General features: G+C 65.6%; 18 protein-coding genes and 1 pseudogene. 9 read left to right on the forward strand and 10 right to left on the reverse strand.

What is annotated here, in order from left to right; translation table 11 throughout:
- Positions 1–4 precede the first annotated feature (4 nt).
- From HWW87_RS14165 to HWW87_RS14210, 10 genes and pseudogenes are all read right to left on the reverse strand, one after another.
- Positions 5–3,109 carry an efflux RND transporter permease subunit gene (locus HWW87_RS14165; RefSeq protein ID WP_175820800.1) on the reverse strand — a complete coding sequence of 1,035 codons (3,105 nt, stop codon included), beginning with the start codon at positions 3,107–3,109 and terminating at the stop codon, positions 5–7.
- Complete coding sequence (locus HWW87_RS14170) at positions 3,106–4,224, reverse strand: efflux RND transporter periplasmic adaptor subunit (RefSeq protein ID WP_244107218.1); 1,119 nt, start codon at positions 4,222–4,224, stop codon at positions 3,106–3,108. Before HWW87_RS14170 ends, HWW87_RS14165 begins: the two co-directional genes overlap by 4 nt.
- A gap of 8 nt (positions 4,225–4,232) precedes the next feature.
- The gene (locus HWW87_RS14175; RefSeq protein WP_175820802.1) at positions 4,233–5,744 is read right to left on the reverse strand and encodes an efflux transporter outer membrane subunit; all 1,512 of its coding nucleotides are present in this window, start codon (positions 5,742–5,744) and stop codon (positions 4,233–4,235) included.
- Between the two features lie 162 nt (positions 5,745–5,906).
- Complete coding sequence (locus tag HWW87_RS14180; RefSeq protein ID WP_175820803.1) at positions 5,907–6,896, reverse strand: DUF6039 family protein; 990 nt, start codon at positions 6,894–6,896, stop codon at positions 5,907–5,909.
- A 59-nt stretch (positions 6,897–6,955) separates the two neighbouring features.
- Positions 6,956–8,146: an FAD-dependent oxidoreductase gene (locus tag HWW87_RS14185; protein ID WP_175820804.1), complete on the reverse strand. Its 1,191-nt coding sequence runs from the start codon at positions 8,144–8,146 to the stop codon at positions 6,956–6,958.
- A 43-nt stretch (positions 8,147–8,189) separates the two neighbouring features.
- Entirely contained in the window at positions 8,190–9,722 is a 1,533-nt protein-coding gene (locus HWW87_RS14190) for a class I adenylate-forming enzyme family protein (RefSeq protein WP_175820805.1), read from the reverse strand.
- The gene (locus HWW87_RS14195; protein WP_174429054.1) at positions 9,722–10,114 is read right to left on the reverse strand and encodes a DUF3224 domain-containing protein; all 393 of its coding nucleotides are present in this window, start codon (positions 10,112–10,114) and stop codon (positions 9,722–9,724) included. Before HWW87_RS14195 ends, HWW87_RS14190 begins: the two co-directional genes overlap by 1 nt.
- Before the next feature lie 60 nt (positions 10,115–10,174).
- The gene (locus tag HWW87_RS14200) at positions 10,175–11,071 is read right to left on the reverse strand and encodes a DUF6039 family protein (RefSeq protein ID WP_175820806.1); all 897 of its coding nucleotides are present in this window, start codon (positions 11,069–11,071) and stop codon (positions 10,175–10,177) included.
- 71 nt (positions 11,072–11,142) lie between these two features.
- A complete protein-coding gene (locus HWW87_RS14205) occupies positions 11,143–11,673 on the reverse strand; it encodes a DUF1697 domain-containing protein (RefSeq protein ID WP_279608017.1) in 531 nt (176 codons plus the stop codon).
- A gap of 240 nt (positions 11,674–11,913) precedes the next feature.
- A pseudogene (locus tag HWW87_RS14210) lies at positions 11,914–12,246 on the reverse strand (transposase); the annotation flags it as partial.
- Positions 12,247–12,920: 674 nt separating this feature from the next.
- Between HWW87_RS14210 and HWW87_RS14215 the strand changes: the two are divergent.
- From HWW87_RS14215 to HWW87_RS14255, 9 genes are all read left to right on the forward strand, one after another.
- Positions 12,921–13,295 carry a DUF3224 domain-containing protein gene (locus HWW87_RS14215; protein ID WP_208449938.1) on the forward strand — a complete coding sequence of 125 codons (375 nt, stop codon included), beginning with the start codon at positions 12,921–12,923 and terminating at the stop codon, positions 13,293–13,295.
- Entirely contained in the window at positions 13,292–14,101 is an 810-nt protein-coding gene (locus tag HWW87_RS14220; protein ID WP_175820809.1) for a 4'-phosphopantetheinyl transferase superfamily protein, read from the forward strand. Before HWW87_RS14215 ends, HWW87_RS14220 begins: the two co-directional genes overlap by 4 nt.
- A 138-nt stretch (positions 14,102–14,239) precedes the next feature.
- Positions 14,240–15,472 (forward strand): hydroxymethylglutaryl-CoA synthase family protein, encoded by a 1,233-nt coding sequence (locus HWW87_RS14225; protein WP_174429059.1) that lies wholly within the window; start codon positions 14,240–14,242, stop codon positions 15,470–15,472.
- Between the two features lie 53 nt (positions 15,473–15,525).
- Complete coding sequence (locus HWW87_RS14230) at positions 15,526–16,281, forward strand: enoyl-CoA hydratase-related protein (RefSeq protein ID WP_175820810.1); 756 nt, start codon at positions 15,526–15,528, stop codon at positions 16,279–16,281.
- Positions 16,278–17,165, forward strand: a complete 888-nt coding sequence (fabD, locus tag HWW87_RS14235) for an ACP S-malonyltransferase (RefSeq protein WP_175820811.1) — start codon at positions 16,278–16,280, stop codon at positions 17,163–17,165. The genes HWW87_RS14230 and fabD (HWW87_RS14235) overlap by 4 nt, the downstream gene beginning before the upstream one ends.
- A gap of 9 nt (positions 17,166–17,174) precedes the next feature.
- Positions 17,175–19,484, forward strand: coding sequence for an ACP S-malonyltransferase (fabD, locus tag HWW87_RS37120; RefSeq protein ID WP_175820812.1), 2,310 nt, complete (start codon positions 17,175–17,177; stop codon positions 19,482–19,484).
- Entirely contained in the window at positions 19,472–21,301 is a 1,830-nt protein-coding gene (locus HWW87_RS14245; RefSeq protein ID WP_175820813.1) for a non-ribosomal peptide synthetase, read from the forward strand. The genes fabD (HWW87_RS37120) and HWW87_RS14245 overlap by 13 nt, the downstream gene beginning before the upstream one ends.
- Positions 21,302–22,243, forward strand: coding sequence for a chlorinating enzyme (locus HWW87_RS14250; RefSeq protein WP_175820814.1), 942 nt, complete (start codon positions 21,302–21,304; stop codon positions 22,241–22,243). It abuts the gene before it with no gap.
- A complete protein-coding gene (locus HWW87_RS14255) occupies positions 22,240–23,337 on the forward strand; it encodes an alpha/beta hydrolase (protein WP_175820815.1) in 1,098 nt (365 codons plus the stop codon). The genes HWW87_RS14250 and HWW87_RS14255 overlap by 4 nt, the downstream gene beginning before the upstream one ends.
- Positions 23,338–23,385 lie beyond the last annotated feature (48 nt).

The following is a 23,385-nucleotide window of genomic DNA, read 5'->3' on the forward strand; positions in this document are numbered from 1 at the left end:
GCGGTTATTCGTTTTGCATACCGGCCGCGCCCACTGGCGAGCGGGACGTCTTCGGTTGCGCTGGGGCGGGTGTAATGCCACGCCTCACCGTCTCGCGTGTGCGCGCCGGCCGGGTGGTCATGCGAATCAGGAACTGCCGGAACCTGTCGATGTAGAAAAACACCACCGGCACCACGAGCAGGCTTAGCGCCGTCGACGTGATCAGGCCGCCGATCACGGCGACCGCCATCGGCCGGCGGAAGCTGGCATCGGCGCCGAAGCCGAGCGCGATGGGGACCATGCCCGCTGTCATCGCCACGGTCGTCATGACGATCGGCCGGGCACGCTTGTAACATGCATCGAGCAGGGCCTGATGGAGCGTAAGGCCGTCGCCCCGAATACGCAGGATCGCGTGCTCGACGAGCAGGATTGAATTCTTGCTGACCACGCCCATCAGCATCAGCAGCCCGAGCATCGACGGAACGCTGAGTTCGTTGCGGGTGGCCAGCAAGGCCAGCAGAGCGCCGCCGATCGACAGCGGCAGTGCGGAAAGGATCGTCACCGGCTGCAGCAGGTCGCGGAATAGCAACGCAAGTACGCAGTAGACGCACAGTATCCCCACGACGATTGCGGTCACGAAGCTGCTCGCCAGTTCGCCCTGCAATTCGGCATCGCCGTCGGGAATCAGCGCTACCCCGGTCGGCAGCGCGAGCACGGAGGGCAGCTTGTAGGCGGCCGAAATTGCATCGCCGAGATGCATCCCGTCCAGGTCCGCGCTGATGACGATATAGCGGCGGCGGTCGCGGCGGTCGATCCTGGACGGGCCGCTACCGACGGCCAGAGTGGCGACCGAGGCAAGGGGGACCGTGCCGGTTGTGGTCGGGATACGGAGATTGGCGAGCGCCGACAGATCGCGCCGATACGCGTCGGGCATGCTGACATTGATGTCGACCTGGCGATTGTCGAGATCCAGTCGGGCGAGGTTCGTGCCGAAATCCCCGCTCGTCGTGATGCGCACGATGTCTCCGATCGCCTCAGTGCTGGCGCCGACATTGCTCGCGCGGTCGAGATTGGGCCGAACGACGAGTTCGGGCCGTTCGAGATTGGCCGTTGAATTGATGTTCGTCAACGACCCGACACCGCGGAGTTCGCTTTCGAGTGCGCGGGCGGCCTGGTTGAGCGCCCCGTCGTCGTCGCTTGCGAGAATCAGGCGCAATTGGTCGCCGGCACCGCTGCCGCCGACCGTGAAGCGTGCGCCGGGGATGCCGGACAGCGCGCGGCGGGCCTGCGCTTCGATCTCAGTCTGATTCGGACGTGCGCCGCGCGGCGCCAGAATCAGCGTCAGTTCAGCGCTGATCTTGTTGACGTTGGCGAAGACATGGTCCACGCCCTTCAAGGTCGCCAGTGCCGCGCGTGCCGTTTCCGTCATTGCGGCCGTGGAGGCCAGCGAACTGCCTGGCGGCAGGCTCAGTGTGACCCTGGTGCTCGAATTGTCCGTCGCGGGCACGAAGCCGCTGGGTATGAACGGAACCAGCGCGAGCGAGCCGACGAAGTACAGGGCCGCCGCGCCCAGTGTCAGCTTGCGATGCGTGAGGCACCAGCGGACGGCATCGAGGTAGCGCTGCATCAGGCGGCCGTCGCGCTCGCGATGTACGGGCCGGTTGCCGAGCAGCGCGATCGCCAGGATTGGCGTCAGCACGCGCGCGACGAGCAGCGACGCGAGTACCGCGATCACGGACGTCCAGCCGAACTGCACGAAATAGCGGCCCGTGATGCCGGCCATCGTCGCGGTTGGCAAGAACACGGCGACGAGCGCCATCGTCGTGGCGACGACGGGCAGTGCGATTTCATGGATTGCGTCCTCCACCGACCGTCGGATCGATTTGCCGTTGCGGCGGTGCGCCTCGATGTTTTCGACTTCGACGATCGCGTCGTCGACCAGAATGCCGATCACCACGGCTAACGCGAGCAGCGTGAGCGTGTTGAGGGAGAAGCCGAGCCATGACATGGCCGCAAAGGTGGGCAGGATCGACAGCGGCAGAGCACAGGCGGCGACGAACGTAGCGCGCCAGTCCCGAAGGAACCACCAGACTACGATCACTGCAAGGAGCGCGCCCTCGTAAAGCATGTGCATCGAACCGGAGTAGACCGCCCGCGTGGCTGTGATCGAACCGTCCGTGGCCAGGAAGCGGACGTCGGGGTGGCTTGCGCCCAACCGCGCCAGCACGTGGCCGACCTGCGCGGCGATCGCGGTTTCGTCATGGCCCTTCGCCCGCGACACGCTAAAGGCGACGACCCGCTTACCGTCGAGCAATGCCATCTGCGTGCGCTCGGCGTGCGTATCGGCGACCGTCGCGAACTGGTCGAGCCGGACCGTGCGGCCATCGCGTAGCGTGAGCGGAAGCGCAGCCAGCTCGCTGGCCTGATGGACGGTGGCGATGACCCGGATCGACTGCTCGGACCCGCCCAGGTCGGTGCGACCGCCCGACGACTGTTGCTGCATGTCGCGCAGCGCCCGCGACACGTCGGCCGAACTGATGCCGAGCCCAGCCATCTGGGTCGGGTCAACTTCGACGCGCACCTGCCGCTGCACGCCGCCGACACGCTGGAACGCGCCGACGCCGGGGATTGCCTGCACCGCGCGCGACACGGTGTCGTCGACGAACCAGGAGAGGTCGCGCTCGTTCATGCGCGACGACGACACTGCGTAGACGAGTACCGGATCGCCAGATGCGTTGACCGGTGCGACGATGGGCTGTTCGAGGCTCGCGGGCAGCTGGGGGCGGATGCTGTCCACCGTGTTCTTGCACTCGATCAACGCACTCGGCAGATCCTTGCCCAGCTCGAATTGAACTGAAATGAACACCTTGCCATCAGTGACGGTCGTCAGGATGTGCTTGACCGACGCGAGCGCGGCGAGCGCATTCTCGACCTTGCGCACGACATCAGCCTCGAGCTGGGCTGGTGCCGCACCGGGCTCCGTCAACGTGATTTCGACGGTCGGCAACTGCACGTCGGGCCACGCCTGCACGGGCAGGCGTATAAAGCCGGCGATGCCTGCCAGCGACAGGAGTGCGAACAGCAGGATGCCGGCGACGGGATTGCGGATCGACCAGTTTGCGAGATTCACGATGCGCCTCCCGCCTGGGCGTGAGCCACGCGCACCACGTTACCGTCGTTCAGGAAGCCGGCGCCTTGCACCACCACGCGGCGACCATTGACGAGCCCGCTCAGGATCTCGACTTCATTGCCGAGCCGGCGGCCCACCGTGACGGTCAGTCGATCGACATTCGGCGTCGCGCTGCCATCGTGCAGCGCGAGCACGTAGCTGATCCCGTCGCGCACCACCACGCTGTCGGACGGCACGACGAGCGCCTTGTGCCGACCGACCGACAGCACGCCGCTCGCGTACATCCCGGCACGTGCGTGGCTGCCGGGGACGATGTCGGCGTAGACGAGCGCGAGCCGTGTCTTCGGGTCGAGCGACGGGGCGAGGCTGCGGACGCGCGCATCGGCGCTCGTTCCGTCTGGCAACGACAGCGCGACCGTATCGCCGATGCCGATCTGGGCGAGTTGGGAGGCCGTCAGTTCACCGCGCCATTCGAGCCGGTTGCGGCGGATGAGGCGAAACAGCGTCTGCCCGGTCGTGACGATCGAACCGGCGGTCGCGTCGCGTGCGCTGATGACGCCGTCGTCGGGCGCGCGCACTTCGGTATCTCGCAACTGGATGCGTTGTTGCTCCAGGACAGCCCGCGCATAGTCGACTTGCGCCTTTGAGGTTCGTGCCTGGGTGACGTACTGGAGGATTTCCTGCTCGCTGATGCCGCCGCTGTCGCGCAGGCCGGTCATGCGCGCGCGGTTGAGTTCAGCCTGCGCGGCGGTGGCCTCCGCCTGCGCGAGCGTGGCAGCCGACTGGCGCACTGCGGCGCGCAGTTGTTCCGCGTCGATGCGCGCGAGCATCTGACCGCGCTTGACGATGTCGCCGACATTCACATCGACCTCGATCAGGCGATAGCCGCTGACCTGAGCGCCGACGCTGGATTCCTGCCAGGCGGCGATGGCGCCGGATGCACTGACCGTGACGGGCCAGTCGACCTCGCGCGCGGTTGCGGCCGTCACGGTGAGCGCGGGTTCGCGTCCGGGGCGTGGCGTCTTGTCGCCGGGGGGGGCGGATGCGAAGGCGTAAATGCCGGCGCCAATGCCCACCAGCGCGCAGGCGGCGGACAGCTTCAAGAGTCGGATCATTGCGGGTTTCATGATGGGGAAGAGTCGCCGGAAGAGCTCGGCAAGGCGGTCGCGAGACTCGGCCCGTAACCGGTCGCCTTGACCAGCGCGACCCAGGCCGTGCAGCGGTCCCGGGCTGCGTCGATAACGCTTTCCTCGGCCGTTTCGAACTGACGACGCGAGGTTTCGAGTTCGAAGCGACTGATCGCGCCGGCACGCCAGCGGGCCTCGTTGGCGCGAAGCGCGTCGCCGGCGGCCTGACGCGCTTCGCGCGACGACGTGAGGCGTGCGTCGGCCGATGCCTGGCGCGCGAGCGCGTTTTCGACGTTCTGTACGGCCTCGCGAATGTGCGCGTCGAGATTCGCGACGGCTTCGCGATAGCGCCCGCGCGCGGCGGCGACCTTGCTGCTGCCCGCGCCGCCGTCGAACAGCGTTCCGCTGAGCGTGGGGCCGACGGACCACGCCAGAATGCTGAAGGTTTTGCCAAGCGCGGTCAGCCACTGGCCTGCCAGCATCGCGTCGAGTTCGAGTCGGGGCAGGCGTTCCGCGCGCGCGACGCCAATGTCCGCCCACGCGGCGTCGACTTCCCGCCGGGCGGAGACAATATCGGGATGCATCGCCAGGACGCTGGCCGGCAGTGCCGGCCGCGTCGGTGGCGGTTCCGGGATGCGGGCGTTGTTGGCGAGCGGCCGGCGCATCAGCGACTTGACCGTGCCGAGGTCGAGCCCCGACAACGCGACCAGCGCGTTGTCGAGCTGGTCGCAGCGTTCGGTCTGGTCCAGACGGCTGGCGCGGGAGATGGCGAGATTGCCGATCGCGCTGGCCTCGTCGATGCGGGCCACGTTGCCTGCCGCCAGGCGTTGCCGGATCAGGCCGAGTTCGAGGTCACGCGATGCGATATCGCTATCGCGAACCTCGAGCGAGTAGCGGCACGCGCGCAATTCGGCCACATTCCGTGCGACCTCGGCCTCGATCGCGAGGCGCGCGCTGCGGGCGTCGGCGTTGCGGGCCGCGAGCCGCTCGTTCGCGGCGATTCGCGACTGCCGGACACGTCCCCACAGATCCATTTCCCACGACAGCGCCGGGCCGATCTGCGCGGTGCCGTACAGCAGGTCGAGATTCTGGCCGACCTGGCTGGCGTTGCCGCCTAAGCCCGCGCTGTTGCTGGTTCCGTTGACATAGGCGGTTTGCGCGCGGCTCGCGGAGCCGTTGGCGGTTAGCGTCGGCAACCGTTGTGCGGCCGCGATGCCTGCCGCGGCCCGAGCCTGATCGACGCGGGCCGCCGCCTGCTCGAGCGTCGGGTTATCGGCCAGCGAAGCCTGAATCAGTGCGTCAATGGCGGGATCGCCAAGGCTCGTCCACCAGGCGGTGCTGGTGGCGGGTATGGCGGGTATCGACGCAACGGCGGCGTCGGTGCCCGGCCGATCACTCCATCGGGCGGGGGCGGCCGGCATCGCGGGCGGAGGGGGCGGGCTGACCGAGCAGGCGCTCAGCAGCAGCGACAGACCGGGGATCACCCACGCCCTGGCGGAAAGAGTCAAGGAGAGCATCGGGTCATAACTTGCTTGTCAGTGTCGGTCCGGTTCGGGCAGCCCCATACGGGGCTGCCGAAGGGGCCGGCGGCCGGGCACAACCAACCGCTCCGTCGGCCGCGCGCGGCACGGCGTCGCGGACCGGGATTCATGCCATCGGGCGCCATGGCCTTACTCCAGTGCCGCGGCGGACGCTTCCACGGTAGCCTGCGCGCTGCCCTGGGTCGCATACATGTTCCAGTGTTGCGGCGTGAGCGCGACATCCTCGAGCGTCGCGTCGAGGAACATGCGGCTCCAGTCGCCGCCTCCTTTCTCGTCGGGAATCCATTGCTTGCTGTAGACGGCCGCCACTTCTGGTGTCATGGCCGCGCGCATGTCGATCAGCGAGTAGTAGGCCGACAGGTCCTTCAGGTGAATCAGCCAGTGAATGCGGTCCGAGCGCCCGAATGCTTCTTCGTAGAGGAACACCGATGCGACGCCGCGCTGATGCGTGTTGATCGTTTCGGCGACCGCACGTGCGAACTGCCGTCCTTCCGACCGAAAACGAAAAGCCAGCTGGCCCGTACGATGGATGACGATGCCGGCGTTGGCGGAATTGAGCAACTGCTCGGGCGGCACCGATGTCTGATGTTGCGCGGGCGGCAGGATCAGGCCGCCGGAACTCGTCTCCTTCGTCACGACGGCCGGGCGGCCTTCGATGGCCGTGCCGTACATCCCGTAGAACTGAGGCAGAAGCACGGTTTCGGTCACGCTGCCATCGACGAAAACCCGGTCCCAGGTACCGCCGCCCTTCTTCGCGTCGATCCGTTCTTTGAAGAAGATCTCGCGAAAGCCCGGATCGCTGTTGCCCATCCGGACCATCGTCTGGTAAGCATCGAGGCTGGAGATGTGCATGAGCCAGTGCACGACATCCTTCGTGCCGAAGGTCTCTTCGTAGACGAAGACCGACGCGACGCCGATCTGGCGGCTCGTGATGTACTCGCCGAGCTCACGCGCGAATATGCGGGCCTCCGAGCGGAACTCGGCCTTCGCGATCGCCTTGCGGTGGACGACGAGACCGGCATTGGCCGAATGCAGAATCTGCTCGTACGGAATCGCGGTCTGATGGCGCGCGCACGGCACGTCGTTGTCCGCGAGCGGGTGGTTGGAATGTTGGGTCATGATTCCTCTGCGTCTGGTGAGTGGAAGGGAACGGCGAAACAATGCGCAAGCCGGGGGCGTCAGGGCTGCGTGGCGGCAATACGTTCGTCGAGTGCGCGCTTCAGGTCGGTCCCGGGCCGGATGCCCGCCACGACGTCGAAATACAAGGCTGTGAGCCGCGGGTCCGCGGCTACCCCCCGCAGCAGGTTCAGCCGGCTGTCCTTCTTGTCCATCTGCGCGACATTGAGCGTGGCGAGATAGCCCGGCATCATCAGCGTGTCTCGATCGCGGGCGAATTCGGCCAGTGCCGCGTCGAGTTGCGCGTCGTCATGAATCGCGTGCTGGATCCGCTTGATCAGTAGTTCACTTTGGACGAACGCGTCGGTGATGCCGCGGGCGCTGATCGAATCCTTGTGATGACCGGCGTCGCCGACGAGCGCCCATCCCGGGCCAGCGGCGCGCCGAAAGAAATTCCGCTGCACGCCGGTCCCCCAAAGCTTGCCGGTCTGCGTCGCGCGGCGCATCCGGTCGCGCAGCGCGGGCGAGCAGGTGGCGACGGCGTCGAGATGCGCGTCGAACGACCGGGAGCGGATCGTCTCGAACGCGTGCTGCGGGAAATACGTGGCGACGAGGATGGCGTCGTTGGTCGGTACGGCGCCCACCCACAGGTCATCGCCTTCATAAAGTTCGTAATGCGAATTAAGACCCTGCCAAAAAGAATAATAGGCACAGGTCATGATCGGATCCTCGCGCGTGACCTCTGCATCAACGAGGCGCGCAATCGTCGAATGCATGCCGTCCGCGCCGACGACGAGACGCGCCCGTTCCTCGCGCAGCGCGCCCGACCGATTCCGCAGAACCACGCCGGTCACGCGGCCGTCGTTGGTGAGCGTCTGGACGACGGTGCAATGCTCCCTGAACTCGGCGCCCGCATCGCGGGCGGCCTCCAGCAGCAGCGGGTCGAGTACGTAGCGGCGCGGCGCATAGGCCGCGTCCTGGACATAATCGGTGCTGATTCCGCCTTCGACCACGATGCCGCGCGTTTCGAAACGCGTGCGAGGGATTGCCGGGCAGCCGGAATCAATCACCTTTTGAAGCAAGCCCCAGCGCGCAAGGCGGGCACAGCCGGGCTGATGAATGTAGTTCGTCGACAGCGTGTCGGACGGAAAGCCCGCGCGGTCGAGCAGCAGCACGCGCAGGCCGGCGCGGGCCGCGAGCATGGCGGCGGGCGAGCCGGCAACGCGTGCGCCGACCACGATCAAGTCATACATGGCTGGATCCTTTTTTTCCTGGTGACATCAGGGTCGGCATCCGTTACCGGATGCCGACGTTCAACCGAAGTTCGCGCTTGAGCACCTTGCCGTTCTGCGTGCGCGGCAGTGCGGACACGACGACGAATGCGTCCGGAAACTGTGCCGGCGGGACCGTGTTCAACAACGCGTCCTTGACGGCCTGCAACGCATTCGGATCGCGCAACGCGACGAAGGCGACGATCTGCGCTGGTTCGGCGCCGCGGTCGACCGACACGATGGCGGCTTCACGCACGTTTGCGTCGTTCATCAGCGTCGCCTCCATGTGAATCGACGAAATCAGCTGGCCGTCGCGTACGAGCGCGTCGGCTTTGCGGTCGAAGAATTCGATTTCGCCGCTCGGGTCGCGGCGCACCAGATCGCCGGTGCGGTACCAGCCGTCCTTGCGCAGCAATGCGTTGATGTCGGGCGCCGTCAGAAACAGGCGCTTGGGTGCGGCCGTGCGCAGCCAGAGTTCGCCAAGCTCGCCGTCCGCCGCATCGCTCAGATCCGGTCCGACGACGCGGATTTCCGTGGCGGGCGAGGGTCGACCGACCGAGAACGGCCGGTCCTTGGTATAGGTATGTGTCAGCAGCGCGGGGCTCGCCTCCGATTGCGCGCAGGCGATCTGCAAGGTCGCATTCGGCATCATCGCGAGCATCGATGCAGCCATGGACGGGCTCAGCGGCGACGAGGCCGATGCGACCAGCCGGACGGAGCCGAGATCGTGGCGCTCGCCGAGCCGTGCGTCGACGATTTCCTGCGCGATACGCGGCGTGATCATAAAGGCCGTGATCCGCTCGCGCTCGATCAGTTCGCCCATCGACTCGATATCGAGCGGCGAGCACAGCAGCATCGGCGCGGTCGAAGTCAGCGCGATCACGAGCAGCGTCGCGCTGGTCGAGGTGCCAAGCGTCATCGGCACCAACATACCCGACGCGCCGGACAGCGCCTGCATCGAGTCGAGGGTGCGGCCGAAGGTGAGGTTGTCGTGGCTGACGAGGTAGCCCTTTGCGGCGCCCGTGGTGCCCGACGTATAGCGGATCTCGGCGATGCTGTCGGGCGCGATCGGGATTGCCGACAGCGATTCGTCGCCGCGCAGCAGTTCGTCGATCGTGAAATGCTGGCCGGAAAAACCGCGCGGCGGTGCGACGAAGCGCGAGCGGATCAGGATCGAGCAGTCGCACTCGGCGAGCCGCCGCTGGATTTCCGCGTCGGGCATGTGGCCATTCATGTGAATGGCGGTCGCGCCGCAACGCAGGACGGCCATATAAGCGACCGCGTAGTCGAGCCAGTCCAGTCCGTCGAAGATCAGTGCGACCCGTGCGCCGATGCGCAGCCCGTTCTGATAGAGTCCGAGTGCGGCTGAGCCCGAGCGCGCGCGCCATGCGCCGTACGTCAGCCGAGCGCCCGAGGGCAGGCGCAACGGCGCGTGATCGGCTCGGACGTCGGCGCGCGCGTCGAGCAAGTCGGGTACCGTCAATGCACCGGTGTCCCGCGACGGCGTCAGTTTCGGCGTGCGCGTACGCCAGCCGTTGAAGGTACCCAGAAGGCGCATCACTGTTCGCCGAACGCGTAGGTCAGGATGAAGTCGTGGTCCGGCGTGATGCTGCCGCTTCCATGGATGCCGATCAGGCCGCCTGTCCCGGAGCCGGGCAGGATCTTCCAGGTCGCGTGACGCTCGTCGTGCCGCGCCTCGGCGTGGTGAGTCAGAATGAACGTGCCTTCACGGTCGTCGATCGTGCATTGGATCCGTTCGACGCCGACGTAGCTCATCACGCCGTCATCGCCGGACAGGCGCAGCATGATCGCCTCGAGTACCGCCGTGCCTTCGAGCTCGCCGGTGAACTCCTTGGTTGCCACGGTGCGCGTGAGCTTGCCGCCTGCCCATTGATCGTTCTCCTGTTCTTCCCAACGCGTAATCTTGAAAGCGCTCTTGCGGGTCATCATGATTCTTACTCCTTGAAGTTGGTAGGGCATGGCTCGGTATCGCCATGCCGACGATGGCCTTCAGGGCCGATCCGGCTCGACGGCGAGCATCACGACGTCGTGCATCGAGCCCGTTTCGAACAGGCCGCCCCAGGCCGCGCGCTCGCCCTTCAGGTTGACGCGCGGCTTGCCCATCAGCTCGCGCAGCTCCGCGTCAGTCGCCTCGAGTTGCTGAAGTGCATGGCAGGCATCGAGATCGCGGAAATGGATCAGCAGATGCAGGTGGTCCTGCGTACCCCACATTTCCTCGAATTGCGCGACGGTGGCGCTTCCGCCCAGACGAGCGTTGACAACGGATTGCCATTCGCTCAGATAGAAGCGTGCGAGGTCGCGCGATTCGTACCGGGCCTGCAGCGAGCGAAGCACCAGCACGCCGCAATTGCCCGAGTGAAGGAACGGCGCGTTCGCGTCCGCGATCTGGTGACGCGCGGGAGGAAGAAAGCTGCGCGGATCCAGTTCGTCCATCGCTTCGCGTGCGAAACCGTGCTGCGGCACGATCACGTGCTCGCGGAAGCTGCCCTGGACGAAGATCCGTTCCCAGTTGCCACCGCCTCGCTCGGGCAGACGGTCTTCCTGATAGATATCCTGGAACGCCTTGTCGTGGTCGACCAGGTCGAGGAGGCGGCCGTAGTCGGACGGTGTCTTCATATGAACGAACCAATGCATCTTTCCGTGACGTCCGAACACTTCCTCGTAGACGAGCGTGACCGCGTCGGGAGACAGCTTCATGTTCATATAGTTCTGAAGCTGGATCGCGAACGCGCGCGCCTCGGGCAGATAGTCGTAATGGACCTGGGCCTCGCGGTGGATCACCATCCCGGCATTTAGCGAATGCATGGCCGCAGCACCGTCGGGCAATTGTGCGACGGCAGCCGACACGAAGCTGCGGGTATCACGACTGGTTCGGTTGTCTGTCATTTCCTTAGTTCATCTGGCTAATGCGCTGGCCCTGGGCGAGCTGGCGCCGAGTCGTTCAGATGCCGCGCCAGCTAGGCCGCGACGAGTTCAAGCAGGTGATGCGTGGTGTTCCAGTTGCGGGTCGTTGCCTGCGTGCCAGTCAGCCGTTCGACGAAGCTGTTGTTCAGCTTGGTGCGTCCATATCCGTTTGGGCAATGGACGTAGACCACGCGCTCGCCGACCGCGTACTCGTCGGGAAGATAGTCTTTCGACGCGGCGCTGCCAGCTTGGGCGCCCGCCTTCTTCAGGAACGAGAAGTGCAGCTTGGACGGGTCGTACTCGCGCCAGTGCTTCGGTAGTCCGTCGATCACGGCCGAGAGGCCGGCCTTGGTGAGCGCCATCACGGAGACATCGACATAGCCGAAACGGTCGGCGATTTCACGCTCGAGCGTTGATTCGAGTTCGGCTGCCTTCAGCGTCGATTCGAGAACCAGATTGCCGCTCTGCAAGTAGCTGACGGCGTTCCGGAATTTCAAATTCGTGCACAATTCCAGTAACTCTTTCATTGTCACCTTGCGATGGCCACTGACGTTGATTCCTCTAAGCAGGCAGATGTAACGCATGGATATAAGGGATTCAGGTGGAAGGAGGATCCATTCTATAGAGGGAGACCAATAAGGTCCTTCGCCGTGAATGCCGTCGACCGATACCGCCGGTGACGCGATGCGTCGAGTCCTCTTTCCGTGGCACGATTTGGAGACCGGTGGTCTTCCTGACGAACTCCGTTGCGGCTAAAGCGTGATCCGCGTGCCCGACGATTCGCCGGACTGGCTGCGCGGCGGCCCCTCTTTCACGCGTGGATTTCGGACGGCTCCGGCACGTTTTGCTGCCCGTGAGAAGTCGATTTTTTCTTCCGCATCGATTTCGTCCATCAGGATCGCTTGCATCTTTTCCCATATCCCGCTCTGTTGCCAGTCGCGGAGACGGCGCCAGCAACTGACACCTGAACCGCAACCCAGGTCCGGCGGCAGGTCGCCCCAGCGTATGCCTGTCTTCAAAACGAAAATGATTCCCGTCAGGGCCACGCGGTCGGGTACGGGCTTGCGCCCCGGGTACTTGAAGCGGCGCGGCTTCGGTGGAGGTAACAGTGCTTCGATTCTTGCCCACAGTTGATCATCCATGACTGGACCACCCAACTGACCGATCCGCCTACCTTAATCGAGGTGGTGTGCAGTCAGCTTAAAAAAGTTAATCGCCTATTCAAGGTCTTTTTGAAACAGACGCAGCATTCTTCTGGGAGTGGAATGATGGTCTTTTTGAAACGAAAACAGTCTTTTTGAAACTGACATCTCAATAACAAAAATGGAGATGTCAGTCTTTTTGAAACATGGGTACGGTCTTTTTGAAATAGATCTTTTTGGGTCGCTTAGTGTTTGAAAACAGCTGGGAAACGCCCGTGCGCGCGTTATGGTTCAGATCGATTCACTCCTTTTCGTTGGGAATTTCGATCAGTTTCCATGTATTGCGTGAGCTATTCCTGCGGGACCAAACAGGGCGGATGCTAGCACAATGAATTGCTGAGAGGCGAGAAGGTGATAAAAAATATCGACAAAAAAATTCCGTGCTACATGTCGGCGATAACATTCCGATCTGTTTATCGGAATACTTATAAGGATAATAAAAAGTTATTTGGCTGTGGAGTGCCGTATGTCGGAGAATTGGTCCGTTTTGGCAGGGGGGCGACCGGGCATTCGAATTCGCATGTCGTTCGCCGAATAGTTGTTTTCGTCTTTTTGAAATAGATCGATCAACGCCGGGCGTTGTTTAACAAGGTGCCAACATGAACGAACAGTTAGTCGTGGTTCGGACTATGCTGAACTGGGTGGAACAGACCCTGTCGGAATTCGGCGACGGCCGCAAGATGGCCAGTGCGGCCGTCACTTACCAGTACGAAGGCGGATTCGACGCGGTATCGAACGTCGCGTATTCGCTCGTCTATCTGACGCCGTCAACGGCGCTGTTCAGCGGATTCGAGACGATCACGGTCGCCAGCGGCGGCTTGCAGGGCGCACTAGTCCTGCGTCACGACGGTATATTCGAGAACGGCGTCGCCACGATCGAGGCGGGTGTGGTTGCCGATGCGTGCTCCGGGGCCTTTGTCGGCCTTGACGCGGTCGTGCGCATCGAGGCCGACACGGGGAACCCGATGAAGAGCACGCTGATTATCGACACCCGTCGGGCATGACGTCGAGCCGGCACGAAGTTGCCTGGTGGAGCGCGTCGATCGACGCGCTCGGGGCGAGTGGAATCGAGGCGCTAGCCGCGTCATGCGACGACGACGAGATGATGCGTGCCGGGCGTTTCGTGTTCGAGCGGGATCGGCACGCCTATCTGGCGGCGCATGGTTTGCTACGTCGGGCGCTGAGCCACGCCGAGCCGTCTTGCGCGCCCCGCGAGTGGCGTTTCTCGACGGGCCGATACGGCCGTCCCGAACTGGATGAACGGTTTCGATGCCGTCCGCGCTTCAACCTCTCGCATTGCGAGACGCGCGTGACCTGTGTCGTCAGCGGCACGATTCCGTGCGGCGTCGATGTGGAGGCGCTTCGACGTAATCTGGGCCGCGTCGTCATGGATGCGTGTCTCGCTCCGTCGGAGCGGGCGCGCATCGCTCGACTCGACGGGCCCGGTCGCGATGCCGAGTTTGTCCGGCTCTGGACCTTGAAGGAGGCCGTCGCGAAGGGCGTCGGAATGGGGCTTCACCTGCCTTTTTGTGAGCTTGCGTTCGAACTCGAGGCGGCGCCGCGCCTGCGCGCTGCGCCGGCAGCCGCGGCCGGGCCTTGGCGGCTGGCCCAGCACGTCACCCATGACCGACACGTCGAGTCGCTGGCGCTGCGCATCGGCGGGGATGCGGAGATCGACTTGACCCGCATCGAGTGGCCCGATTCGCGTATGACGCAGGCGTGTGGGGGGATGCCGGATCGCGGCACCGAATGGATGGGGCGCCGCAATCGGCGTGGCATGCAAAGGCTGCGACTATCTTCCGAGGCGTAGCTGCGGGGGCTGCCGGAGCCTGTCCGGATGGAAAAATCCTGATATGGAAAATTTCAACAGCCGAAATATCAATGTTGTTGAAATTTCGCATACCTAATTGGAAAGCGTGAGAAGTGACCACAACGCGGTGGAGCATGTATGAATGTAGGAATTGAGGCGATCCACGCGTACGTCGGACGCATGTCGCTCGGCGTCGCGGAGCTTTTCGAGGCGCGAGGGCTTGATGCGGCGCGCATGTCGAATCTGCTGATGGCGCGCAAGTCGGTGAATCTGCCGATCGAGGACCCGGTGACCAACGGGGTCAATGCGGCCAAGCCGCTGATCGAGGCATTGTCGCCCGAGCAACGCGACGCGATCGAACTCGTGATCGTCGGTACGGAGTCGGGGCTGGATTTCGGCAAACCGATCAGCACGTACATTGCGCACTATCTGGGGCTCTCGCGACGCTGCCGTTCGTTCGAGGTCAAGCATGCATGCTATGGCGGCACGGCGGCGTTGCAGATGGCGCTGTCGTTTGTGAAAGCGAGCCCGCGCCCCGATGTGAAGGCGCTCGTGATCGCCGCGGATGCGTCGAGCATCGCAGCGCGCAACACCTACTGGGAGCCGTCACAGGGCGCCGGCGCGGTGGCGATGCTCGTCAGCAACCAGCCCGAGATACTCGCCGTCGATTTCGGCGCGAATGGCTATCACAGCTTCGAGGTGATGGACACCTTGCGCCCGCGACCCGACCTCGAGGCCGGCGACAGCGATCTGTCGATCCTGTCCTACATGACCTGTCTCGAGGCCAGCTACCGGCACTACTGCGAACGGGTCGAGGGCGTCGATCTAGCCGATTCGTTCCGCTATCTCGTGCTACATACGCCTTTTGCCGGGATGGTCAAGTCGGCGCATCGCCGCCTGCTGAGTCGCGTCGGCGGCTGGACCGCGGCCGACATCGATGCCGATTTCGCGTCGCGGGTCGAGCCGTCGATCCGGGTCTGCCAGATGGTCGGCAATGTTTACTCTGCGGCGCTCTATCTGGCGCTGTGCTCGCTGCTCGAACACGTCGACGAGACGGTCGCGCGACGCATCGGCTTGTTCTCGTACGGATCGGGATGCGCGTCCGAGTTCTACAGCGGCGTGGTCCAGCCTCAAGGCATCCGGCGCTTCCGCGAGGGCGGCTTGTCGCGCGCGATAGCGGACCGGCTCGCGCTCGGGATGGACGATTACGAGCGGATCAGCGACCTGAGCCTGCAAAGGATGTGCGGCGTGCAGGACCTCCAACCCGACCTGTCGTCTTACGCGCACATCATGAAGTCTCACTTCGACGGCAGCGGCCTGCTCGTGCTGGCGGGCATCCGTAATTTTCATCGCGAATACCGGTGGGCCTGAATATGCAAAACCACGAAGTTCTGACCGAGCGTGGGCCTGGCTGGCACCGTTTCGTGCTTGACGCCGCTGCCACCCAGAACAAGCTGTCGCCGCGGATCGTCGATGCGTTGCACGACGCGTTGCGCGCATGCGAAGCGGACCCGGCCGCGCACGCGCTGATCATTGAAGGCTCGGGAGGCCACTTCAGCAGCGGCATGGATCTCGAGGCGGCGGCGACGGGCCACGCGGTCAGAGGCTCGGGTGGCCAGCGCTTTCTCGAACTGCTGCGGCACATGACCGAGGCGGATGTCGTGGTCATCAGCATCGTCGACGGCAAGGCGAGTGGCGGCGGTGTCGGTCTCGCGGCCGCCAGCGACTACGTCATCGCGACGCCGCGCAGCGTGTTCAGCTTGCCGGAGATTCTGTGGGGGCTGGTGCCGTGCCTGATTGCCCCGTTTCTGATTCGGCGGATCGGTTTTCAGGCATGTCGGCGGATGACGTTGACGACCTTGCCGATCGACGCCGAGGCCGCGCAAGCGTGCGGGCTTGCCGACACGCTGGCCGACGACGCGCTGCCGAAGCTGCTGCAGCGCCTGCGGATGGTCGCGCCGGAAGGTATCGGCCGCGCGAAGCGCTATCTGGGACGCCTCGACGCGATCGACGACGTCACGCTGGACAGCGCGCTGGACGAGCTGGAAACGATCCTGGCGTCGCCCGATGTCGTGCAGCGCCTGACCGAGTTTGCACGCAGCCGGCGCTATCCGTGGGAGGTTGCGACGGCGCGCGGATTGGCCGACGACGGCGCGTGCGCGGCGGCGGTGCGGACATGAGCCGCGCGTGGCTGTTTCCGGGGCAGGGCACGCAACGGCGCGGAATGGGCGCGCAGGTGTTCGATCTGTTCCCGGGCCTGGTCGCCAAGGCGGACCGGATTCTCGGATATTCGATCCGCGAATTGTGCGTCGAGGATCCCGACGAGCGCCTCGCGACCACCGAATACTGCCAGCCGGCACTGTACGTCGTGAATGCGCTGATGTTTCTGGAAAGACGCCGTCGTGAGCCGTGGCCGGCCTTCCTTGCCGGACACAGCCTCGGTGAGTTCAGCGCGCTGTTCGCTGCCGGCTGCTTCGATTTCGAAACGGGGCTGCGGATCGTGCAGTGCCGTGCGCGCTGCATGGCGCCGGCGGGAAACGGGTCGATGCTCGCCGTGATCGGCCTCGATCTCGAGCAATTGCTGGGCGTGATCGACGAACTCGACCTGACAGGGCTCGACGTCGCCAACTACAACCTGCCGACCCAGACCGTGCTCGCCGGCCCCGACGCGAGTATCGCCACGCTCGACGCAGTGCTGGTCGAGCGTGAGCTGGCGCGCACCGTTCATCTGCATGTAGGCGGCGCGTTCCACTCGCGATACGCGGAGCAGGCCGCCGCGCGCTTCAGGGACATGCTGCGTGAATTCGAACTGGCCGATCCGAAATGGCCGACCGTATCGAGCGCTACCGGCCAGGTATACCGGCCCGGCACCGTGCGCGAGGTGCTCGAAACGCAGATCGTGCGGCCGGTGAGATGGGTCGACGCGATGCAGTTCCTGCACGACCGGGGCGTGACCGATGCCGTGCAAATCGGCCCCGGCCGCGTGCTCGACGGGCTGTGGGAACGCTTTGAACCAGGGGCGGGCGCGCTGCCGGGGCATCCCGGAAAGTTGGCGATACAGTAAGGATGTCGAATGGATAGGCGAAAGCAGGAAACGGTGGCATGGTTGTTTCCCGGTCAGGGCGCCCAGTTCAAGGGCATGGGCGGACGCGAGCTGTTCGCGGCGTATCCCGAGTACGTCGCGAAGGCCGATGCGATTCTTGGCTATTCGATCGAGGCGCTGTGTCTCGAAGACGCCGGCCAGCAGTTGAAGCGGACGGCATTCACGCAGCCGGCGCTGTTCGTGGTCAATGCGTTGAGCGCCTACCGGGAATGCGAGAACGGCGCGTCGCCGGACTACTACGCCGGCCATAGTCTCGGCGAGTTCAACGCGCTGCATGCAGCGGGCTGCTTCGATTTCGAAACGGGGCTTCGCCTCGTGGCCGAGCGCGGCCGTTTGATGGGCGAGGTCGAGGGCGGAGCGATGGCCGCCGTGCTCGGGCTCGATCATGACGCGTTGCAGGCCGAGATGATGCGCGCGGGCTGCGCGGACAGTCTCGAGATCGCCAACATCAATTCGCCGACGCAACTGGTCGTATCGGGTGACGCCGCAGGCGTGTTGGCGCTGGCGGCGCATCTGCGCAAGACGCGCACGGCGAACGTGATCCCGCTCGCCGTCAGCGCCGCGTTCCATTCCCGTCACATGCGCGAGGCCGCCGACCGCTTCGCGGCGGTCTTGACGAACACGCCGATGCGCGAGCCGCACACGCCTGTCGTGGCCAACGTGACGGGTGAGCTGTATCCGCAGGGCGATGTCCGGACGCTCCTCGCGAGACAGATGGCAAGCAGCGTCCGGTGGTGGGATGGGCTGACGATGCTGCGCCGGTGCGGCGTCGCGACCGCGCGGCAGATCGGCCCGGGTCAAGCCATGTCGAAGCTCTGGAACGAGGCGCTCGGATCCGTCTGCGCTGTCGCACCCGACGCGAAGGCGGCGCAGCAGGCCGCGGTCGGGCCATCGGCCTTCATGGGCGCGCCGGCGGGCGGTGAGCGCATGGCCGCCGTCCCGTCACGGAGCGGGGCGCGACTCGGCCGCGCATTTTGCGAGCGGCATCAAGTACGTCTCCCCTATGTGACCGGTTCGATGTATCGCGGCATCGCGTCGGTCGAGATGGTCGTGCGTGCTGCGCGCGCCGGCCTGCTCGGCTTCTTCGGCGCGGGTGGCCTGCCGCTCGACGAGGTCGAGCGCGCCATCGTCGAGCTGCGCGGCATGCTGGGCGACGCGCATCCATTCGGCATGAATCTGCTGGCGTCGCCCGAGCGCCCGACGCTCGAGCAACAGACGGTCGATCTGTATCTGAAGCATCGCGTGCGCCATATCGAGGCGTCGGCGTTCATGCAGGTGAGCGCGCCCATCGTCGAATTTCGCTTCCGTGGCGCGTCGATCCGCAACGGACGCGCGCATGCGCCGAACCAGGTGTTCGCCAAGGTGTCCCGCGCCGAGGTCGCGAGCGCATTTCTCGCTGCGCCGAGCGAGGCGCTGTTGACGCGGCTGCATGAGGCTGGCCGGCTGGATGCGACGGAGATCGAGGCGGCACGGCGTTTGCCCGTTGCGACGGAGCTGTGCGTCGAGTCCGACTCCGGCGGCCATACCGACGGCGGCGTGGCGCTGGCGCTGCTGCCGGCGATCGTGCGGCTGCGCGACGCGATGACGGCGCAGGCCCCGCTCGACGCGGTGACCGGGGTCGGGGCGGCGGGTGGGCTCGGCACGCCGGAATCGATTGCCGCGGCATTCGTGTTGGGGGCGGAATTCGTGCTGGTCGGGTCCGTGAACCAGTGCTCGCCGGAGGCGGGCACCTCGGACCTGGTGAAGGACATGCTCGCGGAACTCGCGCTGCATGACACCGCCTACGCACCGGCGGGCGACCTGTTCGTCACCGGCGCGCGCGTGCAGGTCGTCCGGCGCGGCACGCTCTTTCCGGCCCGTGCGAACCAGCTGTATCTCGCCTACCGGACCCACGACAGCATCGCCGCGCTCCCGGCGCGCACGCGGGACGGCTTCGAGCGCTTCATGGGCATGTCGCTCGACGCGATCTGGGATCTCACGCGCGAACGGCTCGCGCGGCACCGGCCGGCCGAGCTGGCCCGCCTGGAGACGGACCCGAAGGCGCGCATGGCACGCGTCTTCAAATGGTACTTCTCGCGCTCGATCGAATCGGCGATCAACGGCGCCGAGGCAGAGCGCGCCAATTTCCAGATTCACAGCGGTCCGGCGATGGGCGCATTCAACGCATTTGCGCGCGGCGGCGCGTTCGAGAGCCGCGCTAGCCGCCACGTGGACGCGCTCGCGCAGGAGCTGATGGCGCGCGCCGAACATCAATTGTCGAGACAAGCATGGACGTCCTGAAATCGTCTTCTTCCGAAGCCGCCGGCCTGCATACGTTGTTCGAGCAGCAGGCCGCCGCGACGCCGGAGCGCATCGCGCTCGAATTCGATGGTGTGCGCCTGACCTATCGCGAACTCGATGCGTGCGCGAGCGCGGTCGCGCGCGGACTGACTGGTGTCGCCACCGAGCGGGGCGCGCTGATCGGCCTGTATGTCGAGCGCAGCTGCGAGCTGATCGTCGGCATGCTCGGCATCCTCAAGGCGGGCGCTACTTACGTCCCGCTCGACCCCCGGTATCCCAACGCACGGCTGCGCTATCTCGTCGACGACGCGCGCCTGGCCGGCGTCGTCGTGAAAGCGGGTGACACCCGGCCGGTTCCTGGAGGCGCGCAACGCGTCGTGGCCGACCTCGCCGCGTCGTCCGGGCCGGCTCGGGCCGGCGTGGAGGTCACGCCCCGCGACAGCGCCTACGTGATCTACACGTCGGGCTCCACCGGACAGCCGAAGGGTGTCGTCGTCGAGCACGGAAACGTGACGTGGCTGTTTCGTACGAGCGTTCGCCACTTCCGTTTTGGCGCCGACGACGTCTGGACGCTGTTTCACTCGGTCAGCTTCGATTTTTCCGTGTGGGAAATCTGGGGCGCGCTGCTGCACGGCGGCACGCTGGTGATCGTGCCGGCCGCGGTGGCCGAGGCGCCCGGACGCTTCGCCGGGCTGGTCGAGTCGGCCGGCGTCACGATGCTGTCGCTCACGCCGACCGCATTCAGTCACTTCACGCGGGCGGCGATCGCGGCTGGACGCCGGTTTCCCGCGCTGCGCCATATCGTGATGGGCGGCGAGCGTCTCGAGGCGAGCCATCTCCGGCGCTGGTTCGAACACTACGGCGACGACGCGCCGCGGCTCGTCAACATGTACGGGATCACCGAGACGACGGTTCACGTGACCTATCGCGCGCTGTCTTGCGCCGATCTCGTCCACGAACAGGCGACGCCGATCGGCGCGCCGCTCGACGATCTCGACGTGCATCTGCTCGACGCCGCGGGCCGGGCGACGCCGCCGGGCGAGACGGGCGAAATCGTCGTGACGGGCGCCGGTGTCGCGCGCGGCTATCTACGGCGCCCGGCACTCGACGCCGAACGGTTCGTGATGCTGCCGCTCGGCCCCGACGGCGCGCTCGTGCGCGCGTACCGCAGCGGCGATCTCGGCTGCCGCATCGACGGAGAACTCCGCTACGTGGGGCGCGGCGACGACCAGATCAAGCTCCGCGGCTTCCGGATCGAACTTCGCGAGGTCGAGTATCAGCTCGGTCTGATCGACGGCATCGAGTCCTGCGTCGTCGTCGTCCAGGACCTGGGTGACGACGACCGGCGTCTGCTCGCGTTCTACGTGCCCGATTCGCGAAATCACTCCGCCGCCGCGCTGATGGCCGAGGCGGCAAGACGACTGCCGCCGCAGATGGTGCCGGCGCGCCTTATCGGAGTTCCTGCCATCCCTCTGACTTCCAACGGAAAACGTAACGGGCAAGCACTCATGAAAACACTGGAAACACTCAGTCACGCCGAATCGGCGCGACAAGGCCGGCCAACGGGCTCGATCGCAGCGGTGGTTGCCGGCATCTGCGGCGAGGCGCTCGACGACGCGGGGCTGTCGTGGGACGTGGATCTGTTCGACCAGGGCGCGACGTCGCTGTCGATCAGCCGAATCATCCTTCAACTGAACGCCCGTTTCGGGCTACCGCTTACCGGCGTCGAGTTTGACGGCGACTGTTCGATCACGAACATCGCGGCCGTCGTCAACCGCGAATCGAAACGCCACCCCCAGCAACTGGAGAACACCTGAATGACGGTTTCGACGCTCCCCCGACTGACGGACGAGGAAGTCGCCTCGTTCAAGGCCAACGGCTTCATTGCACCGATCAAGGTCTACGAACCCGAACAGATGGACGCGTTGTGGAAGGCCGAACGCCTGCGCCTCATGGACCGTTCCGCCGCCGTCTACGATCTCGACAGCCTGTCCGGCAATACGAACATCGCGAATTACGATCGGCATCTCGATTCCCGGATGCTCGCCGAACACGTGTTCGCTCCCGAAATCGTCGGCCGCGTCACGTCGATTCTCGGGCCGGACGTGCTGTGCTGGCGCAGCGAGTTTTTTCCGAAATATCCCGGTGACGAGGGGACCGACTGGCATCAGGCCGATACCTTTGCGAATGCGTCCGGCACGCCGCAGATCGTCTGGCCGCAGAACCGGGCGTTCGGCGGCACGATCACGGTGTGGACCGCGTTCACCGAGGCCAGCATCGAGATGGGCTGCCTGCAGTTCATTCCGGGCACGCATACGCAGATGTTTTACGACGAGACGAAGGAGATGCGCTACAACCCCGGCCGGATCAATGCAATGGAGAAGGAAGACGGTGTGCGGCGCGGCTTCTTCGGCTACGACTACCGCGAGCTGCAGATCGACCCTGACTGGCAGCCGGAGGTCGAGAAGGCCGTGTCGATCGAGTTGCGGGCGGGCGAGTCGGTGATGTTCTGGTCGACGCTGATGCATGCATCGCATCCGCACGTCGGCAACACGAAGAAGATGCGGCTCGGCTTCGCGGCGCGTTACGTGCCGACCTGCGTGCGGATCTATCCCGATACCGACGCGATCGAGGAGTACGGCGGCAGCATCAAGCTCGACCGTTACGGCGCGGCGCTCGTCGCGGGACGAGACGAATACGGACACAACCGGCTCGTCACCGAGACCACGCGCGGCTTCAAGTTCCCAGACGCGCGATGAATCTGGCCGACGCCGTGTTGCGACTCGTCCCGCTCGAGCGGCAGCTTCCCGTTCCGCTCGGGATTCCCGCTGACGCGCCCGACGCGATCGAGGCGCTGTTCGCCGCGGCCGGCATGCGCCCGCCGCGGCGCATCGCGCCCGATTCGATGCCGGACGCCCTCGGGCAGGCCGCGGGGCGCGTGCTCACCGGGGCCGGCCCGCTGCCGGATGCCGGCCGCTCGCCTTCCGGCGCGCTCGCGGCCGCGCGCGCGCGCGGGCTCGAGGGTGTGGTGATCCGCCGCAACGTCAGTGCGGCCGACGGCGTGCCGTTGCCGGTCGTCCATGCGGGGCAGTCGAATCGGGCGCATCCGGTACTGCTGATCGGTGCGCCGGGCATGCCGGCCGAGCTGACCGCGGGTTGGCTGCAGGGCCTCGGCGCGTCGCGGCCGGTCGCCAGTTGGGAGACGCGCGGCATGTTCGGTTCGCTCGATCGGCGCGTCGACGGGCTCGCGATCGACGACCAGGTCGGCGATGCGGCGGCGGTGCTCGACGACGCGGGATGGGACGACGCGCACGTCGTCGGCATTTGCGGAGGCGCGATGCTTGCGCTCGCGTTCGCCGCGCGCTATCCGCGGCGAGCGCGCACGTTGACGTTGTGGTTCGGCGATCTCGATCTGGGCACCGACGTGCCCAAGACCGAACACCAGCGCAACCTGCAGGCGCTGATGGAGATGGTGACGTCGAACCAGGTCTCCGCGCAGGCGTTGCGCGGCGTGCTGGTGGGTTTCATGGCGCGTCTGTCCGATCCGGAACTCGCGCCGCTCGTGCTGTATCCGTTCGCGAATGACGCGCTGCTCGAGCGGTACTGCCGGATGAACCACCCGATCATGTCGACGGACTGCCGTCCGTATCTGGCGCGGATCACCGCGCCCTGCCTCGTCGGGTATGGCGAGCACGACACGACGACGCATCCGGAAGGGTCACGCACGCTCGCCGGCCTGCTCGGCGCGGAGCTCGTCTCCATACCCGGCGCCGTCCATCTCGACGGCATGCGCGGCGCTCCGGCCGATCTGGCCCGCGTGCTGTCCTTTCAACGTCGTCATGACCCGCACTAAATAACGGGCCTTTCCGGCGGCCAGCGCGCGCAAGGCTCGCCGCGGCCG

Origin of the sequence: Burkholderia sp. BCC0419, from assembly GCF_902830285.1 — a bacterium.
Classification (GTDB): Bacteria; Pseudomonadota; Gammaproteobacteria; order Burkholderiales; family Burkholderiaceae; genus Burkholderia.

Bases quoted from the DNA above. Each gene is read 5' to 3' on its own strand.
- HWW87_RS14185 (WP_175820804.1), bottom strand. From the start codon at position 8,146: ATGTATGACTTGATCGTGGTCGGCGCACGCGTTGCCGGCTCGCCCGCC.
- HWW87_RS14220 (WP_175820809.1), top strand. From the start codon at position 13,292: ATGACGTCGAGCCGGCACGAAGTTGCCTGGTGGAGCGCGTCGATCGAC.
- HWW87_RS14225 (WP_174429059.1), top strand. From the start codon at position 14,240: ATGAATGTAGGAATTGAGGCGATCCACGCGTACGTCGGACGCATGTCG.
- fabD (WP_175820811.1), top strand. From the start codon at position 16,278: ATGAGCCGCGCGTGGCTGTTTCCGGGGCAGGGCACGCAACGGCGCGGA.
- HWW87_RS14245 (WP_175820813.1), top strand. From the start codon at position 19,472: ATGGACGTCCTGAAATCGTCTTCTTCCGAAGCCGCCGGCCTGCATACG.
- HWW87_RS14180 (WP_175820803.1), bottom strand. From the start codon at position 6,896: ATGACCCAACATTCCAACCACCCGCTCGCGGACAACGACGTGCCGTGC.
- fabD (WP_175820812.1), top strand. From the start codon at position 17,175: ATGGATAGGCGAAAGCAGGAAACGGTGGCATGGTTGTTTCCCGGTCAG.
- HWW87_RS14200 (WP_175820806.1), bottom strand. From the start codon at position 11,071: ATGACAGACAACCGAACCAGTCGTGATACCCGCAGCTTCGTGTCGGCT.
- HWW87_RS14205 (WP_279608017.1), bottom strand. From the start codon at position 11,673: ATGCGTTACATCTGCCTGCTTAGAGGAATCAACGTCAGTGGCCATCGC.
- HWW87_RS14250 (WP_175820814.1), top strand. From the start codon at position 21,302: ATGACGGTTTCGACGCTCCCCCGACTGACGGACGAGGAAGTCGCCTCG.
- HWW87_RS14195 (WP_174429054.1), bottom strand. From the start codon at position 10,114: ATGATGACCCGCAAGAGCGCTTTCAAGATTACGCGTTGGGAAGAACAG.
- HWW87_RS14170 (WP_244107218.1), bottom strand. From the start codon at position 4,224: ATGATCCGACTCTTGAAGCTGTCCGCCGCCTGCGCGCTGGTGGGCATT.
- HWW87_RS14255 (WP_175820815.1), top strand. From the start codon at position 22,240: ATGAATCTGGCCGACGCCGTGTTGCGACTCGTCCCGCTCGAGCGGCAG.
- HWW87_RS14190 (WP_175820805.1), bottom strand. From the start codon at position 9,722: ATGCGCCTTCTGGGTACCTTCAACGGCTGGCGTACGCGCACGCCGAAA.
- HWW87_RS14215 (WP_208449938.1), top strand. From the start codon at position 12,921: ATGCTGAACTGGGTGGAACAGACCCTGTCGGAATTCGGCGACGGCCGC.